The organism is Kitasatospora sp. NPDC093102 (genome assembly GCF_040683915.1).
Classification (GTDB): Bacteria; Actinomycetota; Actinomycetes; order Streptomycetales; family Streptomycetaceae; genus Kitasatospora.
Window position 1 is genome coordinate 499,971 of sequence record NZ_JBFBFA010000001.1, and the last position, 19,316, is coordinate 519,286.

Consider the following 19,316-nt stretch of genomic DNA (forward strand, 5'->3'; position numbering starts at 1 on the left):
TATTAGGAGGCAATCCGGGAGGATCCGGTCGGATCCTCCCGGGGCCTCCGGCCCCCCCTACCAGCGGGACGGCACGGGGTGTCCTCCGGACAACCCGCACCAAAACCGATCAAGACCAACTGACGTCACCACGGCGTACAGGAACTGTCCTCAGGAGGACTCAGTGGCGAAGGCGAAGTTCGAGCGGACGAAGCCCCACGTCAACATCGGCACCATCGGTCACATCGACCACGGCAAGACCACGCTGACCGCGGCCATCACCAAGGTGCTGCACGACGCGTACCCGGACCTGAACCCCTTCACGCCGTTCGACCAGATCGACAAGGCCCCGGAGGAGCGTCAGCGCGGTATCACCATCTCGATCGCGCACGTCGAGTACCAGACCGAGGACCGTCACTACGCGCACGTCGACTGCCCGGGTCACGCTGACTACATCAAGAACATGATCACCGGTGCCGCCCAGATGGACGGCGCCATCCTGGTGGTCGCCGCCACCGACGGCCCGATGCCGCAGACCAAGGAGCACGTGCTCCTGGCCCGCCAGGTCGGCGTTCCGTACATCGTCGTCGCCCTGAACAAGGCCGACATGGTGGACGACGAGGAGATCCTGGAGCTCGTCGAGCTCGAGGTCCGTGAGCTCCTCAGCGAGTACGAGTTCCCGGGCGACGACCTGCCGGTCGTCCGCGTCTCCGCGCTGAAGGCGCTGGAGGGCGACGCCGAGTGGGGCCAGAAGCTCCTCGGCCTGATGAAGGCCGTCGACGAGAACATCCCCACCCCGGCCCGCGCCGTGGACCAGCCGTTCCTGATGCCGATCGAGGACGTCTTCACGATCACCGGTCGTGGCACCGTCGTCACCGGTCGTATCGAGCGTGGCATCCTGAAGGTCAACGAGACCGTCGACATCATCGGCATCAAGCAGGAGAAGACCACCACCACGGTCACCGGCATCGAGATGTTCCGCAAGCTGCTCGACGAGGGCCAGGCCGGTGAGAACGTCGGTCTGCTCCTCCGTGGCATCAAGCGCGAGGACGTCGAGCGCGGCCAGGTCATCATCAAGCCGGGTTCGGTCACGCCGCACACCGACTTCGAGGCCCAGTCCTACATCCTGTCGAAGGACGAGGGTGGCCGCCACACCCCGTTCTTCAACAACTACCGCCCGCAGTTCTACTTCCGTACCACGGACGTGACCGGCGTCGTGACCCTCCCCGAGGGCACCGAGATGGTCATGCCGGGCGACAACACCGCCATGACCGTCGCGCTGATCCAGCCGATCGCCATGGAGGAGGGCCTGAAGTTCGCCATCCGTGAGGGTGGCCGCACCGTCGGCGCCGGCCAGGTCACCAAGATCATCAAGTAATTGATGCTCTGACCTGCCTGCTCGTACAGGCTCAGTCCGAAGGGCTCCGCGCACCCCGGGTGCGTGGGGCCCTTCGGCGTGTCGGGATATCGAATCGACGGCGATCAGGTAACAGGCCCGTGGAGAGTGGGGCTGGAACGGACTGCTATCCTGCCGCACATTGGCTCTCCCGCGCCGCTGCCCGAGATGCTCCGGGTGCGGAGGGAGAAGGATTCCGGCCGGTGGGGTCTACCCGGCGGTCCAGGCCTTCCGACCGCTTTCGGATCACATGGGGACAGGCGAAGAAGGATGCTCAACGCAGGAGATCAGGGAGTCGTGTCGGCCGGGGAGCCGGCGCCGCTGTTGTCGGTCGTCATGCCGATCTACAACGAGCAGGAGGCGCTGCCGCTGACCGTGCGGCGCCTGCGCCCGATCCTCGACGGGCTGGGGATCACGTACGAAGTGGTCGGCATCGACGACGGAAGCACGGATGCCACCCCGGCACTGATGCAGAAGATCCACCAGGACTGGCCGGAGTTCCGGATCGTCCGCTTCGCCCGCAACTCCGGGCACCAGGCCGCGCTCACCGCCGGCATCCACCGTGCCTTCGGCGACTACGTCGTCTCCATCGACGCCGACCTCCAGGACCCGCCGGAGAAGATCCCCGAGATGCTCTCGCTCGCGCGGGAGCGGGGCCTCGACATCGTCTACGGCGTGCGCGGCGACCGAGGCACCGACACGATCTTCAAGCGCCGCACCGCGGGCGCCTACTACTGGCTGATGCGCAGGCTCGTCGGCAAGAAGATGCCGAACCAGGCCGGAGACTTCCGTCTGCTCAGCCGTGCCGCGGTGGACGCGCTCAAGGCGCTGCCCGAGCACCAGCCGGTCTACCGGCTGCTCGTGCCGTGGCTCGGCTTCCCCAGCGGCGAGGTCGTCTACGTGCGCGAGGAGAGGGTCGCCGGTTCGACCCACTACCCGCTGTCCAAGATGCTCCGCCTCGCCGTCGACAGCGTCACCAACTTCTCCGCGAGCCCGCTGCGGCTCGCCACCTGGCTCGGCCTGCTGAGCTTCGTGCTCTGCTTCGCCCTCGGCGTCTACACCGTGGTCGAGTACGCGTTCGGCAAGACCGTCCCCGGCTGGTCCTCGCTGTTCATGGGCATGCTGTTCCTCGGCGCGGTCCAGCTGATCTGCATGGGGCTGCTGGGCGAGTACGTCGGCCGCATCTACTCGGCGGCGCAGGCCCGGCCGGCCTACTTCGTCGGCTACGACTCGGCGGAGGGGACCGACCCCGCGACGGCTCGCCGCAGCGTCTCCTACACGGGCTGACCCGGAGTCGTTCCGACGCCGGTCGGCGGACCGCCGCCGGCCTCCGCCAGGCCGCCGTGCTGCGAGCTGTGAGCTCGGACGAGAGAACGGACACCATGCAAACGAACAGCACCGCGACCGGATCGGCGCCGGCCACCGGAGGACGTCCGGGGGTCCCGGCGCCGTCCGGTGGGCCGTCCGGCGGCGCGGCGGACGCGGGATCCAGGGCCCACGCCTTCTGGCGGTTCCTGCCCGCGGTCTCGGCGTACCTGCTCCTGGTGGGGCTGCTGCTGGCCGCGGACACCAAGGCGGGCGACATCGCCCGGTACACCTTCTACGCGGCCTGGGGCGTGGTGCTTCCCGGCACCCTGGTCTTCCGGGCCCTGCGCAGGCGTCCGCACACCCTGATGGAGGACCTGGCCTTCGGCGCGGTGACCGGGCTGGTGCTGGAGCTGGGGGCCTGGGCGGTCCTCGTCCGTTCGGGTCTCCAGTCGGTAGCCGTCGCCTGGCCGCTCGTCGTGGTGGTCCCGTTCGCGCTCGTTCCGGGCCTGCGCCGGCACTGGCGTCCCGGCGGTTACCGGCGGCCGTCCCTCGCCTGGTCCTGGTCGCTGGCCGCGGTGGTGGGCCTGACCAGCCTGTACTACTTCCAGGTCTTCCTGTCGAAGTTCCCGGTCCTGGCGGTCGACGAGCAGTCGCGGCTGTTCGGCGACATGCCGTACATGCTGTCGTTGGCGGCCAACGCCAAGCAGCATGTGCCGCTGACCGTGCCGCAGGTGGCGGGGGAGCCCCTCCACTACCACTGGTTCACGTTCTCCCACATGGCGATGACCGACATGGTCGGCCACATCGACCTGCCGGTGGTCGAGACCAGGCTGCTCGTTCCCGCGTTCGCCGCGCTCGGTGTGCTGATCATGGCGGTGGTGGCCCACCGGATCACCGCTCGGGCGTGGGCCGGCCCGCTGGCCGCGCTGCTGCTCTTCGCGGTCGGCGAGTTCACCGCGATCTACCCGAACAACGTGGTGACCTGGACCTTCGGTGCGCCGGCCGTCCGGCTGATGTCCTGGTCGAGCATGTCGCTGGCCTACAGTCAGCCGCTGCTGATCGCGTTGGTCGGCGCGGTCGCCGACGGGCTCCGCCGGGTCGGCAGCCCGGGCGACGCGGACGGGACGTCCCGGGCGCCGGGCTTCGGGCGGGGCGTCTTCGTCCTGACGGCGCTGTTCGCGACCGCCTCCAGCGCCGCCAAGGCGAGCACCCTCCCGGTGGCCCTCGGGGGCCTGGCCGTCGCCGGCCTGGCGGTCCTGATCAGGACCCGGCGCATCCCCTGGACGATCGTCGGGCTGGGGGCGGTCATCGCGGGCGCCCAGCTCTTCGCGACGGCGGCGATCTTCGACTTCGAGAGCTACGGCCTGGAAGTCATTCCCTTCGGCAACGTCCAGAAGTACTGGGCCGAACCCCTGGACGGCAGGCCCGTGCTGCTCCAGAGCGGTGTGGTCGTGGCGGTCCTGCTCGCCTTCTTCCTGAACCACCAGATCAAGCTGCTGGGCGCCGTGCCGCTGCTGTGGCGGCGTCGGCTCCGGCTGGAACCGGCGCAGTGGTTCCTGCTCGGCGCGGTGGTCGCCGGACCGGCGGCCTACCTGATGGTCAACGGCTACAACGCCAGTTACTTCACCATCTCCGCTATGCCCTTCGGGGTGGTGCTGTCCGCCTGGGGGTACTGCGAGGCCTTCGAACGCGCCGCCCTGCCCAGGGCCGGCAAGGCCGCCCTGGCCGTCGGCGCGGCGGCCCTGACCGGGCTGTTCATCTGGCTCTCGTACCGGTACTCGGCGGACCTGGCGACCTTCCTGGCCGAGCACACCGGGGACGGCACGGGCACCGAGCCGTACACGCCGCTGCTGCCGGCGCTGAGCGTGGCGGCCGCGTTCGCGGTGCTGGCGGGCGTCCTGGGGCTGCTCTGGTGGCTGTGCTCCCGGGCGGCGCGCGGCCTGCGGCGCCGGGGCGGGATCATCCTGCTCACCGCCGGACTGACGCTCGGCGCCCCGAGCCTCGCCCTCGACGCCCTCCAGTCCCAGGAGGTCCCGTGGGAGGGCAGCTGGGTGATGCCGGCGAGCCAGGTGAACGCCGCACGCTGGATCCGCTCGCACAGCGCCCCCTCGGACATCCTGGCGACGAACAGCCACTGCTGGGAGTACAACGACTACCTGTACGGTCCCGAGTGCGACAACTACCGTTCGCAGTGGCTCAGCGGCTATTCGGAGCGCTCGGTCCTCATCGAGGGCTGGGCGTACGCACCGAGGATGATAGCCACCGCGGGCGGGGCGACAGCCTCCGTGGCGCCGTTCTGGGACACCGAGCTGTTCAACCTCAACGAGGCCGCGTTCTACGCGCCGACGCCGGACGTCCTGCGTCGGCTGCACCACGACCACAAGGTCCGCTACCTGGTGGTCCAGCGGAAGGCGGGCGCCGAGTCGCCACAGCTCAGGAACCTCGCCAAGCCGGTGTACGACAACGGCCGGGTGGCCGTCTACGAGCTCTCCTGACCCGACGAACGAAGCAGTGGGCAAACCATGGTCTCCACCGACAACGTGCCGGTACCGGCACCCGACGGCCGGGCGGTTTCCCCGGCCGGCACCGCCAAGCGGCAGCTCCCGTCGTTCCTGGTCATCGGCGTGCTCAGTACGCTCTTCTACCTCGGCCTGTACGTGGTGGCCCGGCAGGTCGTCGACCAGCAGGCGGCCAACCTGATCGCCCTGGCGGTGAGCGCGGTCGCCAACACCGCCGCCAACCGGCGCTTCACCTTCGGCATCACCGGCTCGGAGGGCGCGGTGCGCCACCAGCTGCAGGGCGCCGTCGCCTTCCTGATCGGTCTGGGCCTGAGCAGCGGCGCGCTCGCCCTGCTCGCCCTGCTCGCGCCGAACGCTTCGCGCGTTGTCGAGGTCGCCGGCCTGGTCGTGGCCAACGGCCTCGCGACGGTGGCCCGGTTCGTCCTCCTCAAGGTGTGGGTCTTCAGGACCCACTGAGGTCGAACCGGGCCACCGTGTGCCGGGCCGGGCGCCGCGTGATCAGGGTGCGGGGACCGCGGACCTCGCGGGTTCCCCGACCGGCTCGGCCGTCTCGGGGACGGCCACCCCGCGGGCCCGGCGCTCGGCCAGGGCGCGGACCGGTCGCGGCGTCCAGTCCTTCGCCTTCAGCGCGGGCTTCTCGACCAGGTACCAGGAGAGCGCGGCGAGGACGACCGTCCCGGCGAGCGACAGCGGGAGGTAGACCCGCATGCCGTGCGCGTTGTAGCCGAGTGCGGCGACGACCTGTTCGACGGTGAAGCCGTAGATGTAGATGCCGTACGAGAGGTCCCGCTTGACGCCGATCCGCTGGAACGGCACGGGCAGCCGGACCGCCAGCCAGAAGAGCAGGTAGGCGAAGGCCGGGTAGCCGAACGCGAAGAGCCCGCCGTAGTGCAGGCTGGCGACGAGCACGGCGGCCGACAGCAGCGCGAGCCCGGCGTTCATCGGGATCCGGTCCTTGTACAGCTGCACCGTGGCGCCGAGCAGGAAGACGAAGCCCAGGTAGACGAAGTACTGCACGTAGATCTGGCCGAAGACCGGCACGTGCAGGAAGTGGCCCATGCTGTTGGGGATGTTGACGTAGCCGGGGGTCGTCCGCCAGTCCTCGACGATCAGGATCCAGACCACCAGGGTCAGCAGCGGCACCGCCTTCTTCGCGCGCAGCAGCACGCCGCCGGCGGCCAGCAGGCCCATCATGATGTAGCAGAGCATCTCGTAGTCGAGCGACCAGAGGGAGCCGTTGAGCCCGGGGTCGTGGTTGGTGCCGGCCGCGACGCCGTCGGCGACCACGTTCGAGATGTCCCACCCGTTGGTGAACGAGGCGTTCCAGGCACCCGCCAGGTAGTGCAGCGGCCCGGTCGGGTGCGACCAGTAACCGGTGAGCGAGTGGTGGGTCCGGTAGTACAGGGCGGGCGCCACCACCAGGACGCTGACCAGGAGCGAGACCCAGAGCCCGGGCAGGATGCGCAGGGCGCGGTGCCAGGAGTACCGGCCGATCGTGCTGCGCATCGCACTGCCGGTGATCATGAATCCGGAGAGCGCGAAGAAGCCGACCACCGCGAGCCGGCCGAGGTCGATCTGGCCGCCGCTGAACTGGGAGAGCGGAGCGGGCCGGCCCCACCCGAGCGGGTAGGCGTGGGAGTAGACAACGGCTACCGCGAGGGCCGTCCGGATCGCGCCGAAGCTGTTCTGGCGGCCGGACAGACTGCCTCCCCTCAGCCACGCGGGGCGCCGGGTGTCGGCGCCTTCGCGTATGTCGCGTGAGGGTCCCGCTTGGTGGGTCATGGTCCGTCCGATCCGGCCGGCTGGGAGCGGCCTGAGAAGGGGCCTGGGAAGTGGCAGGAAATATGACTTGAGGGGACGTGTGCGCCTGCGCGCACGTCCCCTCAACCGGCCTCGTGCGGCTACTGCTGCTTCAGCGAGTCCGTGTAGGCCTTGCAGGCCTGGTAGTCCGGCAGCAGCCCGGTGGCGAGGGCCTCCGAGAGAGAAGGCGCCACCGCGTCGCGGGCCGAGAGCTGCGGGGCGTCGGTCGGCCACTCGATGCCGAGCTCCGGGTCCAGCGGGTGCACGCCGTGCTCGCCGGTCGGGTTGTACGTCGCCGAGCAGAGGTAGGTCAGCGTGGCGTCGTCGGTGAGGGCGCAGAAGCCGTGGCCGAGGCCCTCGGGGATGTATACGGCCTTGCGCTCGGTGTCGTCCAGCCGGATGAACTCCCACGTGCCGAAGCCGGGCGAGCCGACGCGCAGGTCCACGATCACGTCCAGCACCGCGCCGCGGGTGCAGACCACGTACTTGGCCTGGCCGGGCGGGACGTCTGCGAAGTGGATGCCGCGGACGACGTCCTTGGCGGAGAGCGACAGGTTGGCCTGGGCCAGGTTCAGCGGGTGGCCGACGACCTCGGCGAGGCCGTCGAAGCGGTACCACTCCGTGAAGTGGCCGCGGGCGTCGCCGTGCACCTGCGGGGCGATCTCGAAGGCGCCCTCGATGGAGAGCTCACGGAACTTCACTTGGCGGCCGCCTCGTCGAGCAGGTCCAGCAGGTACTGGCCGTAGCCGCTCTTCAGCAGCGGCTCGGCGAGCGCGCGCAGCTGGGCGTCGTCGATCAGCCCGGCCCGCCAGACGGCCTCCTCGATGCAGCCGATCTTGAAGCCTTGGCGCTCCTCGATGACCCGGACGAACTCCGAGGCCTGGACCATCGACACGAACGTGCCGGTGTCCAGCCAGGCGGTGCCGCGGTCGAGGGTCGTCACGTGCAGGTCGCCGGTGCGCAGGTAGGCGTCGTTGACGGCGGTGATCTCCAGCTCGCCGCGGGCGCTCGGCTCCAGGGTGCGGGCGATCTCCACGACCCGGTTGTCGTAGAAGTACAGGCCGGGGACGGCGTAACGGGACTTGGGCTCGGCCGGCTTCTCCTCGATGGAGATGACCTGGCCGGTCTCGTCGAACTCGACCACGCCGTACGCGGTCGGGTCGGCCACTGGGTAGGCGAAGACCCGGCCGCCCTTGATGTCGGAGTGCTCGGTGAGCGAGGTGCCCAGGCCGCTGCCGTGGAAGATGTTGTCGCCGAGGATCAGGGCCACCGACTCGTCGCCGATGAAGTCCGCGCCGAGCACGAAGGCCTGGGCGATGCCCTCGGGCTTCTCCTGGACGGCGTACTGGAGCTTCAGGCCGAACTGGGAACCGTCGCCCAGCAACCGCTCGAACTGGTCCCGGTCGTTCGGGGTGGTGATGATCAGGATTTCGCTCATCCCGGCCATCACGAGGGTCGAGAGGGGGTAGTAGATCATCGGCTTGTCGAAGACCGGCAGGAGCTGCTTCGACACCGCACGGGTCAGGGGCCACAGCCGCGAGCCGGTGCCGCCGGCCAGGAGGATTCCACGCATGGGTGCACCCTATTCGAGATCGGTGGACGCGGGAGGGGCCGGGTCGGGAGGGTGTTCGGGCGACGGTAGACTACGCGCATTATGCGCATCCTCGTGACCGGCGGCGCCGGATTCATCGGTTCGGAGTTCGTCCGTCAGCTCCTCGGGGCTGACGAGAATGCCCGGATCACGGTCTTTGACAAGCTCACCTACTCGGGTGTCCTGGAGAACCTGGCCCCGGTGGCCGGCCACCAGGGCTACACCTTCGTCCAGGGCGACATCTGCGACGCGGACGCCGTCGACCAGGTCATGCCGGGCCACGACGTGGTGGTGCACTTCGCCGCCGAGTCCCACGTGGACCGCTCGATCGCCGGCGCGGGCCCGTTCGTGCTGACCAACGTCGTGGGCACCCAGGTGCTGCTCGACGCCGCCCGGAAGCACGGCGTCGGCCGCTTCGTGCACATCTCCACCGACGAGGTCTACGGCTCGATCAGCGAGGGCTCCTGGACCGAGACCTGGCCGCTGGTGCCGAACTCCCCCTACTCGGCCTCCAAGGCGTCCTCCGACCTGCTGGCGCTGGCCTACCACCGCACCCACGGCATGGACGTCGTGGTGACCCGCTGCTCCAACAACTACGGGCACTACCAGTTCCCGGAGAAGGTCATCCCGCTGTTCACCACCAACCTGATCGACGGCAAGAAGGTGCCGCTGTACGGCGACGGTGGCAACGTCCGCGACTGGCTGCACGTCTCGGACCACTGCCGGGGCATCGAGCTGGTCATGCGCGGCGGCCGTGCGGGTGAGGTCTACAACATCGGCGGCGGCACCGAGGCCACCAACAAGGAGCTGACCGGCCTGCTGCTCGAGGCCGCGGGCGCCGGCTGGGACATGGTCGAGCACGTCGAGGACCGCAAGGGCCACGACCTGCGCTACTCGATCGACATCAGCAAGATCCGCGAGGAGCTCGGCTACGAGCCGCAGGTCCGCTTCGAGGACGGCCTCGCCGCGACCATCGCCTGGTACCGCGAGAACCGCGCCTGGTGGGAGCCGCTGAAGCAGAAGGCGGCCCTGGCCAAGTGACCGCGAACGCCGCCGGGCCCGTGCGCTGGCTGGTCACCGGCGCGGCCGGGATGCTCGGGCAGGACCTGCTGTCGGTGCTGGGCGCCGACGCGACCGCCGAGATCACCGCGCTGCGCCGGGCGGACCTCGACATCACCGACGCGGCGGCCGTCCAGGCCGCCGTCGAGGGCCACGACATCGTGGTCAACTGCGCCGCGTGGACGAACGTCGACGCCGCGGAGACCGAGGAGGACGCCGCCACCGCCGTCAACGGCACCGGCGTGCGCCACCTGGCCGCGGCGTGCGCCAAGAGCGGTGCGCGGCTGCTCCAGGTCTCCACCGACTACGTCCTGCCGGGCGACGCCACCGAGCCCTGCCCGGAGGACGCCCCGACCGCGCCGGTGAACGCGTACGGCCGCAGCAAGCTGGTGGGGGAGCAGGCGGTCGCCGAACTGCTCCCCGAGCACGGCTACGTGGTGCGCACCGCCTGGCTGTACGGCGAGCACGGCCCGAACTTCGTGGCCACCATGCTCAAGCTCGCCGCCCAGCGGGACACCCTCGACGTGGTGGACGACCAGCACGGCCAGCCGACCTGGTCGTACGCGCTGGCCGGCCGCCTGGCCGAACTCGGCCGGGCCGCGCTCGCCGGGCAGGCCCCGGCCGGGGTCTACCACGGCACCGCGAGCGGCCGGACCACCTGGTGCGGACTGGCCCGCGAGACCTACGCACTGAGCGGGCTGGACCCGGAGCGGATCCGCCCGACCACCTCGGAGGCCTTCGTCCGCCCGGCCGTCCGTCCGGCCTTCAGCGTGCTGGCCCACGACCGCTGGGCCGCCGCCGGGCTGGCGCCGCTGCCCGAGTGGCGGGCCATGCTGGCCGAGGCCCTGGCCCAGCCCGTCTTCGCCGAACTGGCCGCCACGGCCCGGAGCACCGAGAGCGACAGACCTCAGTGAAGAACCCGCTGACGAAGGTGGCTGCCGCGCTACCGCCGGGAACCCTGGCGGTGGCCGGCGGCACCGTCGTACTGGGCGCCGCCAACTACATCCACCTCGGAGTGGCGGGCCACAGCCTGTCCGTCGACGACATGGCGAACGTCTCCCTGCTGTGGACGATCGTGATGTCCGTCGGCATCGGCGTCTTCTTCCCGATCGAGCAGGAGCTCACCCGGATCGTCGCGGCGCGCGCGGCGCTCGGCCACGGCGCCGCGCCGGTGCTGCGCCGGGCGACCCTGCTCACCGGTGGGATCCTCGCGGCGACCCTGGCGGTCCTCGGTGCCGCCTCCGGCCCGATCGCCCGGGCGATGTTCCACGGCGACCGCTCGCTGGTGCTGGCACTCGGCGGCGCCTTCACCGGCATGGCCGTCTGCTACCTCACCCGCGGCGTGCTGGCCGGCCTCGGCCGCTTCGGTGCGTACGGCACCCAGCTCGGCCTGGACGGCGGCCTGCGGATCGGCCTGGCCTTCGCCTGCGGCGTGGCCGGGGTGCACTCGGCGCTCGCGTTCAGCCTGATCCTGGCCGTCGCGCCGATCCTCGCCACGATCGCCACGCTGCCCCCGCTGCTGCGCGCGGTCAAGCCCGGCGAGCAGGTCGGCTGGTCCGAACTCTGCTCCGGGCTCGGCCTGTTGATCTGCTCGACGCTGCTCTCGCAGGTCGTGGTGAACGCGGCCGTGGTGAGCACCAAGCTGCTCGCGCCCTCCGACTCCGCGCTGATCGCCGCCCTGCTCAACGCACTGGTGCTGGCCCGGGTGCCGCTGTTCGTCTTCGGTTCGCTCCAGGCCTCGCTGCTGAACGGCCTCTCCGCCGCGATCGCGGTCGGGGACCGGGCCGCCTTCACCGGGATGCTCAAGAGGATCGGCGTCGTGGTGGGCGCGCTCGGCGTGCTCGGCGGCATCCCGGCGGTCGCCCTCGGCCCGTGGCTGATCCAGGTGCTGTTCGGCGCCAAGCCGGTGCTCGGCTGCCTCGACTTCTTCTGGTTGTCCGCCGGAACCGTGGCGTACATGTTCGCGATGGTGCTCGGCCAGGCGTTGATGGTATTCAAGCGGCACAACCTTCAGCTGCTCTGCTGGGCGGTCGGCACCGCGGTCCTCGCCGGGGTGACCTTCCTGCCGGGAGAGGTGTCCACCCGCGTGATCCTTGCGTACACGGCGGGTTCCGTGGCCACCGTCCTCGGTATGCTGGCGGTTCTGAGGCAGAGTTTCGCCCGTTCGGCGACGAATTCCGCCGGTCTCGCCCAGCAGTCGGGGGACCCGGACGCCGCGGTGTCGAGCAGCCGGACGGCCGGTGACTGATCGTGTCCGCCCCTCATCTTCAGATCGCCGCGCAGCAGCGCGGGCCAGACCCCATTGATGGAGCCTCCGTGTCCCAATACGACGATGTTTGGCTGGTGATCCCGGCCTACAACGAGGGCCAGGTGATCGCCGACGTTGTGGAGGGGGCGCGAAAGACGTTCCCGAACATCGTGGTGGTCGATGACGGCAGCGGCGACGACTCCGCCAAGCACATCATGGAGACGGGCGCACACCTGGTGCGCCACCCGGTCAACCTCGGTCAGGGTGCCGCCCTCCAGACCGGCCTCGCCTACGCCCTGGCCCAGCCCGGCGCCAAGTACTTCGCCACCTTCGACGCCGACGGCCAGCACCAGACCGCCGACGTCGAGAAGATGGTCGCCCTGCTGCGGGAGGGCGACGTGGACGTCGTCCTCGGCTCGCGCTTCATCGAGCAGAACGGGCAGGTGCCGTGGATCAAGCGGGTCGTCCTGCGCACCGCGGCGACCGTCAGCCCCACCGCGCGCAAGCTCAAGCTGACCGACGCCCACAACGGCCTGCGCGTGCTGAACCGCGAGGCCGCCGGTCGGCTGCGGATCACCATGAACGGCATGGCACACGCGTCGGAGATCGTCAGCTTCCTCGCCGGCTCGGATCTGCGGGTCGCCGAACTCCCGGTGGACATCCTGTACACCGAGTACTCACGCGCCAAGGGTCAGTCCCTGATCAACGGCGTCAACATCATCTTCGACATCTCGCTGCGGGAGCGTAGCCGCCGATGAAATTCTTCTGGATCCAGCTGGTTCTCATTCTCGGCTCGGTCGCTCTCGCCTTCATGTTCATCCGGCGTTGGGACCGTGCCAACACCCGCGCCTGGAAGCGGATCGCGTTCTCGGTCTTCGTGATCGTGAACATCTATGCGGTGCTGCGCCCCACCGACGTGACCTGGCTGGCCCACCAGCTCGGCGTCGGCCGCGGCACCGACCTGGTGCTGTACGTGATGGTGCTGGCGATGGGCTTCCTGACCCTGAACACCTTCCTGCGCTTCCGCTCGCTGGAGAAGAAGCTCACCGACCTGGCGCGCACCGTGGCGATCAACGAGGGCGCCCGTCTGAACGAGGAGCGCTTCGACCTGGACCTGCCGGTCTCGGCGCCGGTCGACCGCAGCAAGGCCTGATCCCGTGGCGACCTTCGAGTTCATGCTGCCGTACTACGGCGACGTGGCGCTGATGCAGGCCGCGGTGCGGAGCATCCTCGCGCAGACCGACCGGGACTTCCGGCTGACCGTCATCGACGACGGCAAGGAGCCGGACGTCCCGGGCTGGTTCGCCTCGCTCGGCGACGACCGGGTGAGCTACCTGCGCAACGAGCAGAACCTCGGCATCACCAAGAACTTCCAGAAGTGCGTGAAGCTGTCCACGGCCGACCACGTGGTCATCATGGGCTGCGACGACCTGCTGCACCCGCACTACCTGGAGACCGTCCGGGCGATCGTCAAGGACAACCCGGACCTGGGCATGGTGCAGCCGGGCGTCGAGGTCATCGACGGCAGCGGCGAGGTCAGCCGTTCGGGCCTGGCGGACAACGTCAAGGAGAAGCTCTACGCGCCGACCGTCAAGGGCCGGCGGCTGATGGGCGGCGAGGAGCTGGCCGCCAGCGTGCTGCGCGGCAACTGGCTCTACTTCCCGTCGATCTGCTGGCGCGGCGAGGCGCTGCGCGCGGTCAACTTCCGTGACGAGTACTCGGTGATCCAGGACCTGGCCCTGGTCGTGGACCTGCTGGAGCTCGGCGAGCAGATGTTGGTGGACAACACCACCGTCGTCTTCCAGTACCGCCGGCACGCCGTCAGCGAGTCCTCGGTGCAGGCCTTCTCCGGCACCCGGTTCACCGAGGCGGAGCGGTACTTCAACGCGGTGGCCGAACGGATGGACGCCCGCGGCTGGCCGAAGGCCGCCCGTGCGGCCCGGTTCCGCAGCGCCTCCCGCCTGCACGCGCTGACCATGCTGCCGGGTGCGCTGAAGCGCGGCCAGCGGGCCGGCGCCAAGGTCCTGGTCCGCCACGCGCTGACCGGCGGAGAGCGGCACTGACCCCTCGCAAGCCCTGATGCGGCACTGGGCCGGCAGTCCGAACTCCGGACTGCCGGCCCAGCGCCGTTCGCGGTCCCGGTGGGGGTTGTCACCCGGCCGAGGGGAATCCGGCACCGGCCGAACCGTCGTTCCCGGGCGGGCCGTTGCCGTCTTTGGGGGAGGAGCGCGTTGGCTCCGGCCGATCGCCGCATGGCACACTGCCGATGCGCTTCGACGAGCGATGGCGGAAACCGTGGCGCGCCGCCCGGAGCCGGCCATGACGAGATCGTCAACTCACACAAGTAGGGAAGTGTCTCGGTGCAGCCGCTGATCGACTCTGCCCACACGTCCGACGGGCCGGACCGGGGTGAGGACGGCGGCACGCACGTGCCCGACACCCCGGTCGTGCCGGCCCGGCTGCGGGCGCTGGCCGCCCACCGCTGGTTCTGGCCGGTGGCCCTGCTGCTCGGGTACGGCGGGCAGGTGGCGTTCCGCCTGGCGCTGTCGATCCACAACTACTTCCCGTCGGTGCACGCCGACGAGGACTCCTACCTGGTGATAGCGCGGGTGCTGGCCGGCCGGCCGACCACCGAGATGCCGGTCGGGGTGGTGATCCCCGGCGGGTACCCGCTGCTGATCTCGCCGGCGCTGCGGATCGCCGACAACCCGGCCACCGCGTACCACCTGGTCATGGTCATCAACGCGGTGCTCAACGCGCTGGTGTTCCCGCTCGCCGTGGCGGCGGCGCGCCGGGTGGGCCTCTCCCGGCCGCAGGCGTACCTGGTGGGCACCGCCGTGGCCCTGGTGCCGCCGGTGATCTTCTACTCCCAGTTCGCCATGTCGGACGCCGTGCTCCCGGTGCTCCTGCTGGCCTGGCTGATTGCGATGCACGGCTGGCTCTCGCCCGGTTCGACGCACCGCCGCGCGCTGTACGCGGTGGGGATGGGCCTGGCGGCCGGCTACACGATGGCCACCCACGACCGCGGCGGCGTGGTCGTGGTGCTGACCGCGCTGGTCCTGGTCGTGGTGCTGGCCCTCGGCTGGGCGCCGCGGCTCGCCTCGCTGGCCGGCGCCGGCGCGCTCGGGGCGTCGTACCTGGGCGCGAAGCTGCTGGCCGGCTTCATCGAGAGCCGGTTCAAGGACGTGCCGCCGAGCGACGTCGGCAACAAGGTCTTCGAGAACCTCGGGGACAGCAAGTACATCGGCACGATCATCGCCCGCACCTTCGGGCAGCTGTGGTACTTCATGACCTCCACGTACGGCTTCGGGGCGATCGCCCTGGTGCTGTGCGCGGTGGTCGTGTTCCGGCGCCGGTACACGGTGGCCGAGCGGGTGGTGGCCTTCACCATGGTGGCCCTGCTGTTCGGCACCGCGCTGGCGTCCGCGGCCGGCCTGGCGGACAACGACCGGACCGACAACTGGGTGTACGCCCGGTACTGCGCGGTGCTGGTGCCGCTGTTCCTGGTGGTCGGCCTGGCCGCACTGTTCCGGGCCAGGGCCCGCGCGCTGCTGTGGATGGCGCTGGTCGGCACGGTGGCGATCGGCGTCATCCAGCTGTCGGTCGGCGCGTACGCGGGCGCCGCGCTCAAGCTCTGGGTCAGTCCGTGGACGGTGCCGGACGCCATGTTCCTGGCTTCGAGTTGGGAAGGCCTGCACCTGGCCCGGACGAGCTTCGGCGCGCTGGCGGTGCTGGCCGCCTGCCTGCTGCTGCGGGTGGCCGGAGGGCGCCGGGTGGTCGCCGCACTGGTGGCCTGCGTGGCGCTGTTCGCCGCCTACGCGACGGTCGCCGTCACCGACAACGTCTCCGGGCCGCACGCCCAGGAGCGCAAGTACCAGGCGGTCGGCGTGGCCAAGGAGGCGGGCCTGCGCAAGGGCGACAACGTCGCCCTGGACACGGACCTCGACTGGGACGCCCGAATGGCGATGGCCTACGAGGTCTACTGGGGCCGGGTCTGGTCGGAGGACCTGAAGGCCGGCTCCAACCCGCCGGAGGAGGCCACCGCGGTCCTGGCCGGCTGGTACAAGGGTGCCCTGCCGCAGGACAGCTGGCCGCACCCGGAGCCCGGCTGGCACATCGCGAAGTACAACAAGGACCGCAACTGGGTGCTCTGGCGCAAGGACTGACCGGGGTCGTCACCCCATCGGGGCCGGTGAGGTACACCTCACCGGCCCCGATTGGCATCCGGGCTGCTCCATGTGGCAGTATGTCCAAGTTGCTCGGTTGAGTGCCGATGCTGCGCGCCTCCCGCCGGGAGGACTGGAAGCGAGTCCCATGTACTCGTCGTTCCCGTGATGGCCGTCAAGCGTGAGTTCTACGCCACGGCAGCTGCGGGGCGGACGTACGGGAATCTTCCGGGAAGCGTGGGCGGGGCCTCGGCCCGGCTTTCCCCACCCTGAAAGTTCGAAACCGACGAGTTCTTCGCCGGTTTTTTGCAAGCGCGAGGGCGACACGCCCGAGCGCGGGGGTCGGAGGGGGAGTCGTGCGGCAACCAGACAGAAGGACTACTGAGTAGCCATGGCGGGACAGAAGATCCGCATCCGGCTCAAGGCCTACGACCACGAGGTCATCGACTCCTCGGCGAAGAAGATCGTCGAGACGGTGATCCGTACTGGTGCGCAGGTCGCGGGCCCGGTGCCGCTGCCCACTGAGAAGAACGTGTACTGCGTCATCCGCTCGCCGCACAAGTACAAGGACTCGCGCGAGCACTTCGAGATGCGTACTCACAAGCGTCTGATCGACATCCTCGACCCCACGCCGAAGACGGTTGACTCGCTGATGCGTCTCGACCTGCCGGCGGGCGTCGACATCGAGATCAAGCTCTGAGAGGCGCACCGAAGATGGCTAAGCAGATTAAGGGCATCCTGGGCGAGAAGCTCGGCATGACCCAGGTCTGGGACGAGAACAACCGGATCGTTCCGGTGACCGTCGTCAAGGCTGGGCCCAATGTCGTGACCCAGGTCCACACCGCCGACAGCCCGGCCGGCTACGACGCCGTCCAGATCGGCTTCGGCGAGATCGACCCCCGCAAGGTGAACAAGCCCCTCGCGGGCCACTTCGCCAAGGCCGGTGTCACCCCCCGTCGCCACCTGGTCGAGCTCCGTACCTCGGACGCTTCCGAGTACACCCTGGGCCAGGAGATCACCGCCGAGCTGTTCGAGGCGGGTGTCAAGGTCGACGTGACCGGCACCTCCAAGGGCAAGGGCTTCGCCGGTGTCATGAAGCGCCACAACTTCCGGGGCCTCGGCGCCGGTCACGGTGTGCAGCGCAAGCACCGCTCGCCCGGCTCGATCGGTGGCTGCGCCACCCCGGGTCGCGTGTTCAAGGGCGTGAGGATGGCCGGCCGGATGGGCCACGAGCGTGTGACCACCCAGAACCTGACCATCCATGCCGTTGACGCGGAGAAGGGGCTGCTCCTGATCAAGGGCGCAATCCCGGGCCCGAACGGCGGCCTCGTCCTCGTCCGCACCGCGGCGAAGGGGCTGTGAGGATATGAGCACCATTGACATCCTGTCGCCCGCGGGCGACAAGACCGGCAGCCTTGAGCTGCCGGCGGAGATCTTCGACGCGAAGGTCAGCGTTCCGCTGATGCACCAGGTCGTCGTGGCGCAGCTCGCTGCGGCCCGTCAGGGCACCCACAAGACCAAGACTCGTGCCGAGGTCCGCGGTGGCGGCAAGAAGCCGTACCGCCAGAAGGGCACCGGCCGCGCCCGTCAGGGCTCGACCCGTGCGCCGCAGTTCGCCGGCGGTGGCGTCGTGCACGGTCCCGTGCCGCGCGACTACTCGCAGCGGACCCCGAAGAAGATGATCGCCGCCGCCCTGCGCGGTGCGCTCACCGACCGGGCCCGCCACAACCGCATCCACGTCGTCACCGACGTGACCGCGACCGAGGCGCCGTCGACCAAGGCCGCCAAGAGCCTGTTCGGCAAGATCACCGACCGCAAGAACGTCCTCCTGGTCGTCGAGCGTTCGGACGAGCTGGGCCTCAAGTCCGCTCGCAACCTGCCGAACGTGCACATCCTGGACGCCGGTCAGCTGAACACCTACGACGTGCTCGTCTCCGACGATGTGGTCTTCACCCAGGCCGCCTTCGAGCGTTTCGTGGCCGGTCCGGCTGCGTCCGCCAAGGCCGTTGCCGCTGAGGGCGAGCTCGAAGGGAGCGCCGCCTGATGAGCGACGTTACGAGCAAGACGTTCACGGACCCCCGTGACGTCCTGGTGAAGCCGGTCATCTCCGAGAAGAGCTACAGCCTTCTCGACGAGAACAAGTACACGTTCATCGTGTCGCCGGGCGCCAACAAGACCCAGATCAAGCAGGCCGTCGAGGCGGTCTTCTCGGTCAAGGTCGAGGCTGTCAACACGATCAACCGTCAGGGCAAGCGCAAGCGCTCCAAGACGGGCTTTGGCAAGCGCAAGGACACCAAGCGCGCCATCGTGACGCTGGCCGAGGGCAACCGCATCGACATCTTCGGTGGTCCGGTCTCCTAACGGAGATCGTGATCGTCGATAAGGACGAGGACGAGAGAGCCAAATGGGCATCCGCAAGTACAAGCCGACTACGCCGGGCCGTCGTGGCTCCAGCGTGGCCGACTTCGTAGAGATCACGCGGTCCACGCCGGAGAAGTCGCTGGTTCGCCCCCTGCACAGCAAGGGCGGCCGTAACAACGCCGGTCGGATCACCGTTCGCCACCAGGGTGGCGGTCACAAGCGCGCCTACCGCGTGATCGACTTCCGTCGTCACGACAAGGACGGCGTGCCGGCCAAGGTCGCGCACATCGAGTACGACCCGAACCGCACCGCGCGCATCGCGCTCCTGCACTACGCGGACGGCGAGAAGCGCTACATCATCGCGCCGCGCGGCATCACGCAGGGTGACCGGATTGAGAACGGCGCTGGCGCCGACATCAAGCCGGGCAACAACCTGCCGCTCCGCAACATCCCGGTCGGTACCACCATCCACGCGGTGGAGCTGCGTCCCGGTGGCGGTGCCAAGATGGCCCGCTCCGCCGGTTCCGGCATCCAGCTGCTGGCGCGTGAGGGCAAGATGGCGCACCTGCGCATGCCCTCCGGTGAGATCCGCCTGGTGGACGCGCGTTGCCGCGCCACCGTCGGCGAGGTCGGCAACGCCGAGCAGTCGAACATCAACTGGGGCAAGGCCGGCCGTATGCGCTGGAAGGGCGTCCGCCCGACCGTGCGTGGTGTCGCCATGAACCCGATCGACCACCCGCACGGTGGTGGTGAGGGTAAGACCTCTGGTGGCCGCCACCCGGTCTCGCCGTGGGGCCAGAAGGAGGGTCGCACTCGTAGCCCGAAGAAGGCTTCGAACGCCCTCATCGTGCGCCGCCGCAAGACCAACAAGAAGCGCTAGGAGCAGGTC

Annotated in this window: 19 protein-coding genes; 16 read left to right on the forward strand and 3 right to left on the reverse strand. The window is 69.7% G+C overall.

What is annotated here, in order from left to right:
• Positions 1-163 precede the first annotated feature (163 nt).
• From tuf to AB0O11_RS02345, 4 genes are all read left to right on the forward strand, one after another.
• Positions 164-1,357, forward strand: a complete 1,194-nt coding sequence (gene tuf / locus AB0O11_RS02330; protein WP_363380912.1) for an elongation factor Tu — start codon at positions 164-166, stop codon at positions 1,355-1,357.
• A gap of 354 nt (positions 1,358-1,711) precedes the next feature.
• Positions 1,712-2,662, forward strand: coding sequence for a glycosyltransferase family 2 protein (locus tag AB0O11_RS02335; RefSeq protein ID WP_363381260.1), 951 nt, complete (start codon positions 1,712-1,714; stop codon positions 2,660-2,662).
• Between the two features lie 95 nt (positions 2,663-2,757).
• On the forward strand, positions 2,758-5,178 hold the full coding sequence (locus AB0O11_RS02340; protein ID WP_363380914.1) for a hypothetical protein: 2,421 nt from the start codon (positions 2,758-2,760) through the stop codon (positions 5,176-5,178).
• A gap of 27 nt (positions 5,179-5,205) precedes the next feature.
• On the forward strand, positions 5,206-5,658 hold the full coding sequence (locus AB0O11_RS02345; RefSeq protein WP_363380916.1) for a GtrA family protein: 453 nt from the start codon (positions 5,206-5,208) through the stop codon (positions 5,656-5,658).
• Positions 5,659-5,700: 42 nt separating this feature from the next.
• Here the strand turns inward: AB0O11_RS02345 and AB0O11_RS02350 are convergent, their stop codons facing one another.
• From AB0O11_RS02350 to rfbA, 3 genes are all read right to left on the reverse strand, one after another.
• Positions 5,701-6,984: an acyltransferase gene (locus AB0O11_RS02350; protein ID WP_363380917.1), complete on the reverse strand. Its 1,284-nt coding sequence runs from the start codon at positions 6,982-6,984 to the stop codon at positions 5,701-5,703.
• 119 nt (positions 6,985-7,103) lie between these two features.
• Entirely contained in the window at positions 7,104-7,703 is a 600-nt protein-coding gene (locus AB0O11_RS02355) for a dTDP-4-dehydrorhamnose 3,5-epimerase family protein (RefSeq protein WP_363380919.1), read from the reverse strand.
• Positions 7,700-8,575 carry a glucose-1-phosphate thymidylyltransferase RfbA gene (gene rfbA, locus AB0O11_RS02360; protein ID WP_363380922.1) on the reverse strand — a complete coding sequence of 292 codons (876 nt, stop codon included), beginning with the start codon at positions 8,573-8,575 and terminating at the stop codon, positions 7,700-7,702. Before rfbA ends, AB0O11_RS02355 begins: the two co-directional genes overlap by 4 nt.
• A gap of 81 nt (positions 8,576-8,656) precedes the next feature.
• On the opposite strand from rfbA, the gene rfbB reads away from it, so the two are divergent.
• The 12 genes from rfbB to rplB all read left to right on the forward strand — a co-directional run bounded on the left by rfbB (position 8,657) and on the right by rplB (position 19,307).
• Complete coding sequence (gene rfbB / locus AB0O11_RS02365) at positions 8,657-9,634, forward strand: dTDP-glucose 4,6-dehydratase (protein WP_363380925.1); 978 nt, start codon at positions 8,657-8,659, stop codon at positions 9,632-9,634.
• Positions 9,631-10,566, forward strand: a complete 936-nt coding sequence (gene rfbD / locus AB0O11_RS02370; RefSeq protein ID WP_363380928.1) for a dTDP-4-dehydrorhamnose reductase — start codon at positions 9,631-9,633, stop codon at positions 10,564-10,566. Before rfbB ends, rfbD begins: the two co-directional genes overlap by 4 nt.
• Positions 10,567-10,583: 17 nt before the next feature.
• Positions 10,584-11,900 (forward strand): hypothetical protein, encoded by a 1,317-nt coding sequence (locus AB0O11_RS02375; protein WP_363380930.1) that lies wholly within the window; start codon positions 10,584-10,586, stop codon positions 11,898-11,900.
• A 68-nt stretch (positions 11,901-11,968) separates the two neighbouring features.
• Positions 11,969-12,658 (forward strand): glycosyltransferase family 2 protein, encoded by a 690-nt coding sequence (locus tag AB0O11_RS02380; protein WP_363380932.1) that lies wholly within the window; start codon positions 11,969-11,971, stop codon positions 12,656-12,658.
• Positions 12,655-13,053: a DUF2304 domain-containing protein gene (locus AB0O11_RS02385; protein ID WP_224273902.1), complete on the forward strand. Its 399-nt coding sequence runs from the start codon at positions 12,655-12,657 to the stop codon at positions 13,051-13,053. The genes AB0O11_RS02380 and AB0O11_RS02385 overlap by 4 nt, the downstream gene beginning before the upstream one ends.
• Before the next feature lie 4 nt (positions 13,054-13,057).
• Complete coding sequence (locus tag AB0O11_RS02390) at positions 13,058-13,963, forward strand: glycosyltransferase (RefSeq protein ID WP_363380934.1); 906 nt, start codon at positions 13,058-13,060, stop codon at positions 13,961-13,963.
• 297 nt (positions 13,964-14,260) lie between these two features.
• Positions 14,261-16,066, forward strand: coding sequence for a hypothetical protein (locus AB0O11_RS02395; RefSeq protein ID WP_363380937.1), 1,806 nt, complete (start codon positions 14,261-14,263; stop codon positions 16,064-16,066).
• A gap of 391 nt (positions 16,067-16,457) precedes the next feature.
• Positions 16,458-16,766 (forward strand): 30S ribosomal protein S10, encoded by a 309-nt coding sequence (gene rpsJ, locus AB0O11_RS02400; RefSeq protein ID WP_012785157.1) that lies wholly within the window; start codon positions 16,458-16,460, stop codon positions 16,764-16,766.
• Positions 16,767-16,780: 14 nt separating this feature from the next.
• Positions 16,781-17,428 carry a 50S ribosomal protein L3 gene (rplC, locus tag AB0O11_RS02405; protein WP_360184161.1) on the forward strand — a complete coding sequence of 216 codons (648 nt, stop codon included), beginning with the start codon at positions 16,781-16,783 and terminating at the stop codon, positions 17,426-17,428.
• A gap of 4 nt (positions 17,429-17,432) precedes the next feature.
• Positions 17,433-18,110 carry a 50S ribosomal protein L4 gene (gene rplD, locus AB0O11_RS02410; RefSeq protein WP_363380940.1) on the forward strand — a complete coding sequence of 226 codons (678 nt, stop codon included), beginning with the start codon at positions 17,433-17,435 and terminating at the stop codon, positions 18,108-18,110.
• Positions 18,110-18,427 carry a 50S ribosomal protein L23 gene (gene rplW, locus AB0O11_RS02415; protein WP_030280768.1) on the forward strand — a complete coding sequence of 106 codons (318 nt, stop codon included), beginning with the start codon at positions 18,110-18,112 and terminating at the stop codon, positions 18,425-18,427. Before rplD ends, rplW begins: the two co-directional genes overlap by 1 nt.
• 43 nt (positions 18,428-18,470) lie before the next feature.
• A complete protein-coding gene (rplB, locus tag AB0O11_RS02420) occupies positions 18,471-19,307 on the forward strand; it encodes a 50S ribosomal protein L2 (protein WP_355669651.1) in 837 nt (278 codons plus the stop codon).
• Positions 19,308-19,316: the final 9 nt, after the last annotated feature.

Excerpts from the sequence above, each read along its gene's own strand:
- AB0O11_RS02335 (WP_363381260.1), top strand. The coding sequence starts at position 1,712 with ATGCCGATCTACAACGAGCAGGAGGCGCTGCCGCTGACCGTGCGGCGC.
- AB0O11_RS02340 (WP_363380914.1), top strand. The coding sequence starts at position 2,758 with ATGCAAACGAACAGCACCGCGACCGGATCGGCGCCGGCCACCGGAGGA.
- AB0O11_RS02345 (WP_363380916.1), top strand. The coding sequence starts at position 5,206 with ATGGTCTCCACCGACAACGTGCCGGTACCGGCACCCGACGGCCGGGCG.
- AB0O11_RS02350 (WP_363380917.1), bottom strand. The coding sequence starts at position 6,984 with ATGACCCACCAAGCGGGACCCTCACGCGACATACGCGAAGGCGCCGAC.
- rfbA (WP_363380922.1), bottom strand. The coding sequence starts at position 8,575 with ATGCGTGGAATCCTCCTGGCCGGCGGCACCGGCTCGCGGCTGTGGCCC.
- rfbB (WP_363380925.1), top strand. The coding sequence starts at position 8,657 with ATGCGCATCCTCGTGACCGGCGGCGCCGGATTCATCGGTTCGGAGTTC.
- AB0O11_RS02385 (WP_224273902.1), top strand. The coding sequence starts at position 12,655 with ATGAAATTCTTCTGGATCCAGCTGGTTCTCATTCTCGGCTCGGTCGCT.
- rpsJ (WP_012785157.1), top strand. The coding sequence starts at position 16,458 with ATGGCGGGACAGAAGATCCGCATCCGGCTCAAGGCCTACGACCACGAG.
- rplC (WP_360184161.1), top strand. The coding sequence starts at position 16,781 with ATGGCTAAGCAGATTAAGGGCATCCTGGGCGAGAAGCTCGGCATGACC.
- rplD (WP_363380940.1), top strand. The coding sequence starts at position 17,433 with ATGAGCACCATTGACATCCTGTCGCCCGCGGGCGACAAGACCGGCAGC.
- rplW (WP_030280768.1), top strand. The coding sequence starts at position 18,110 with ATGAGCGACGTTACGAGCAAGACGTTCACGGACCCCCGTGACGTCCTG.
- rplB (WP_355669651.1), top strand. The coding sequence starts at position 18,471 with ATGGGCATCCGCAAGTACAAGCCGACTACGCCGGGCCGTCGTGGCTCC.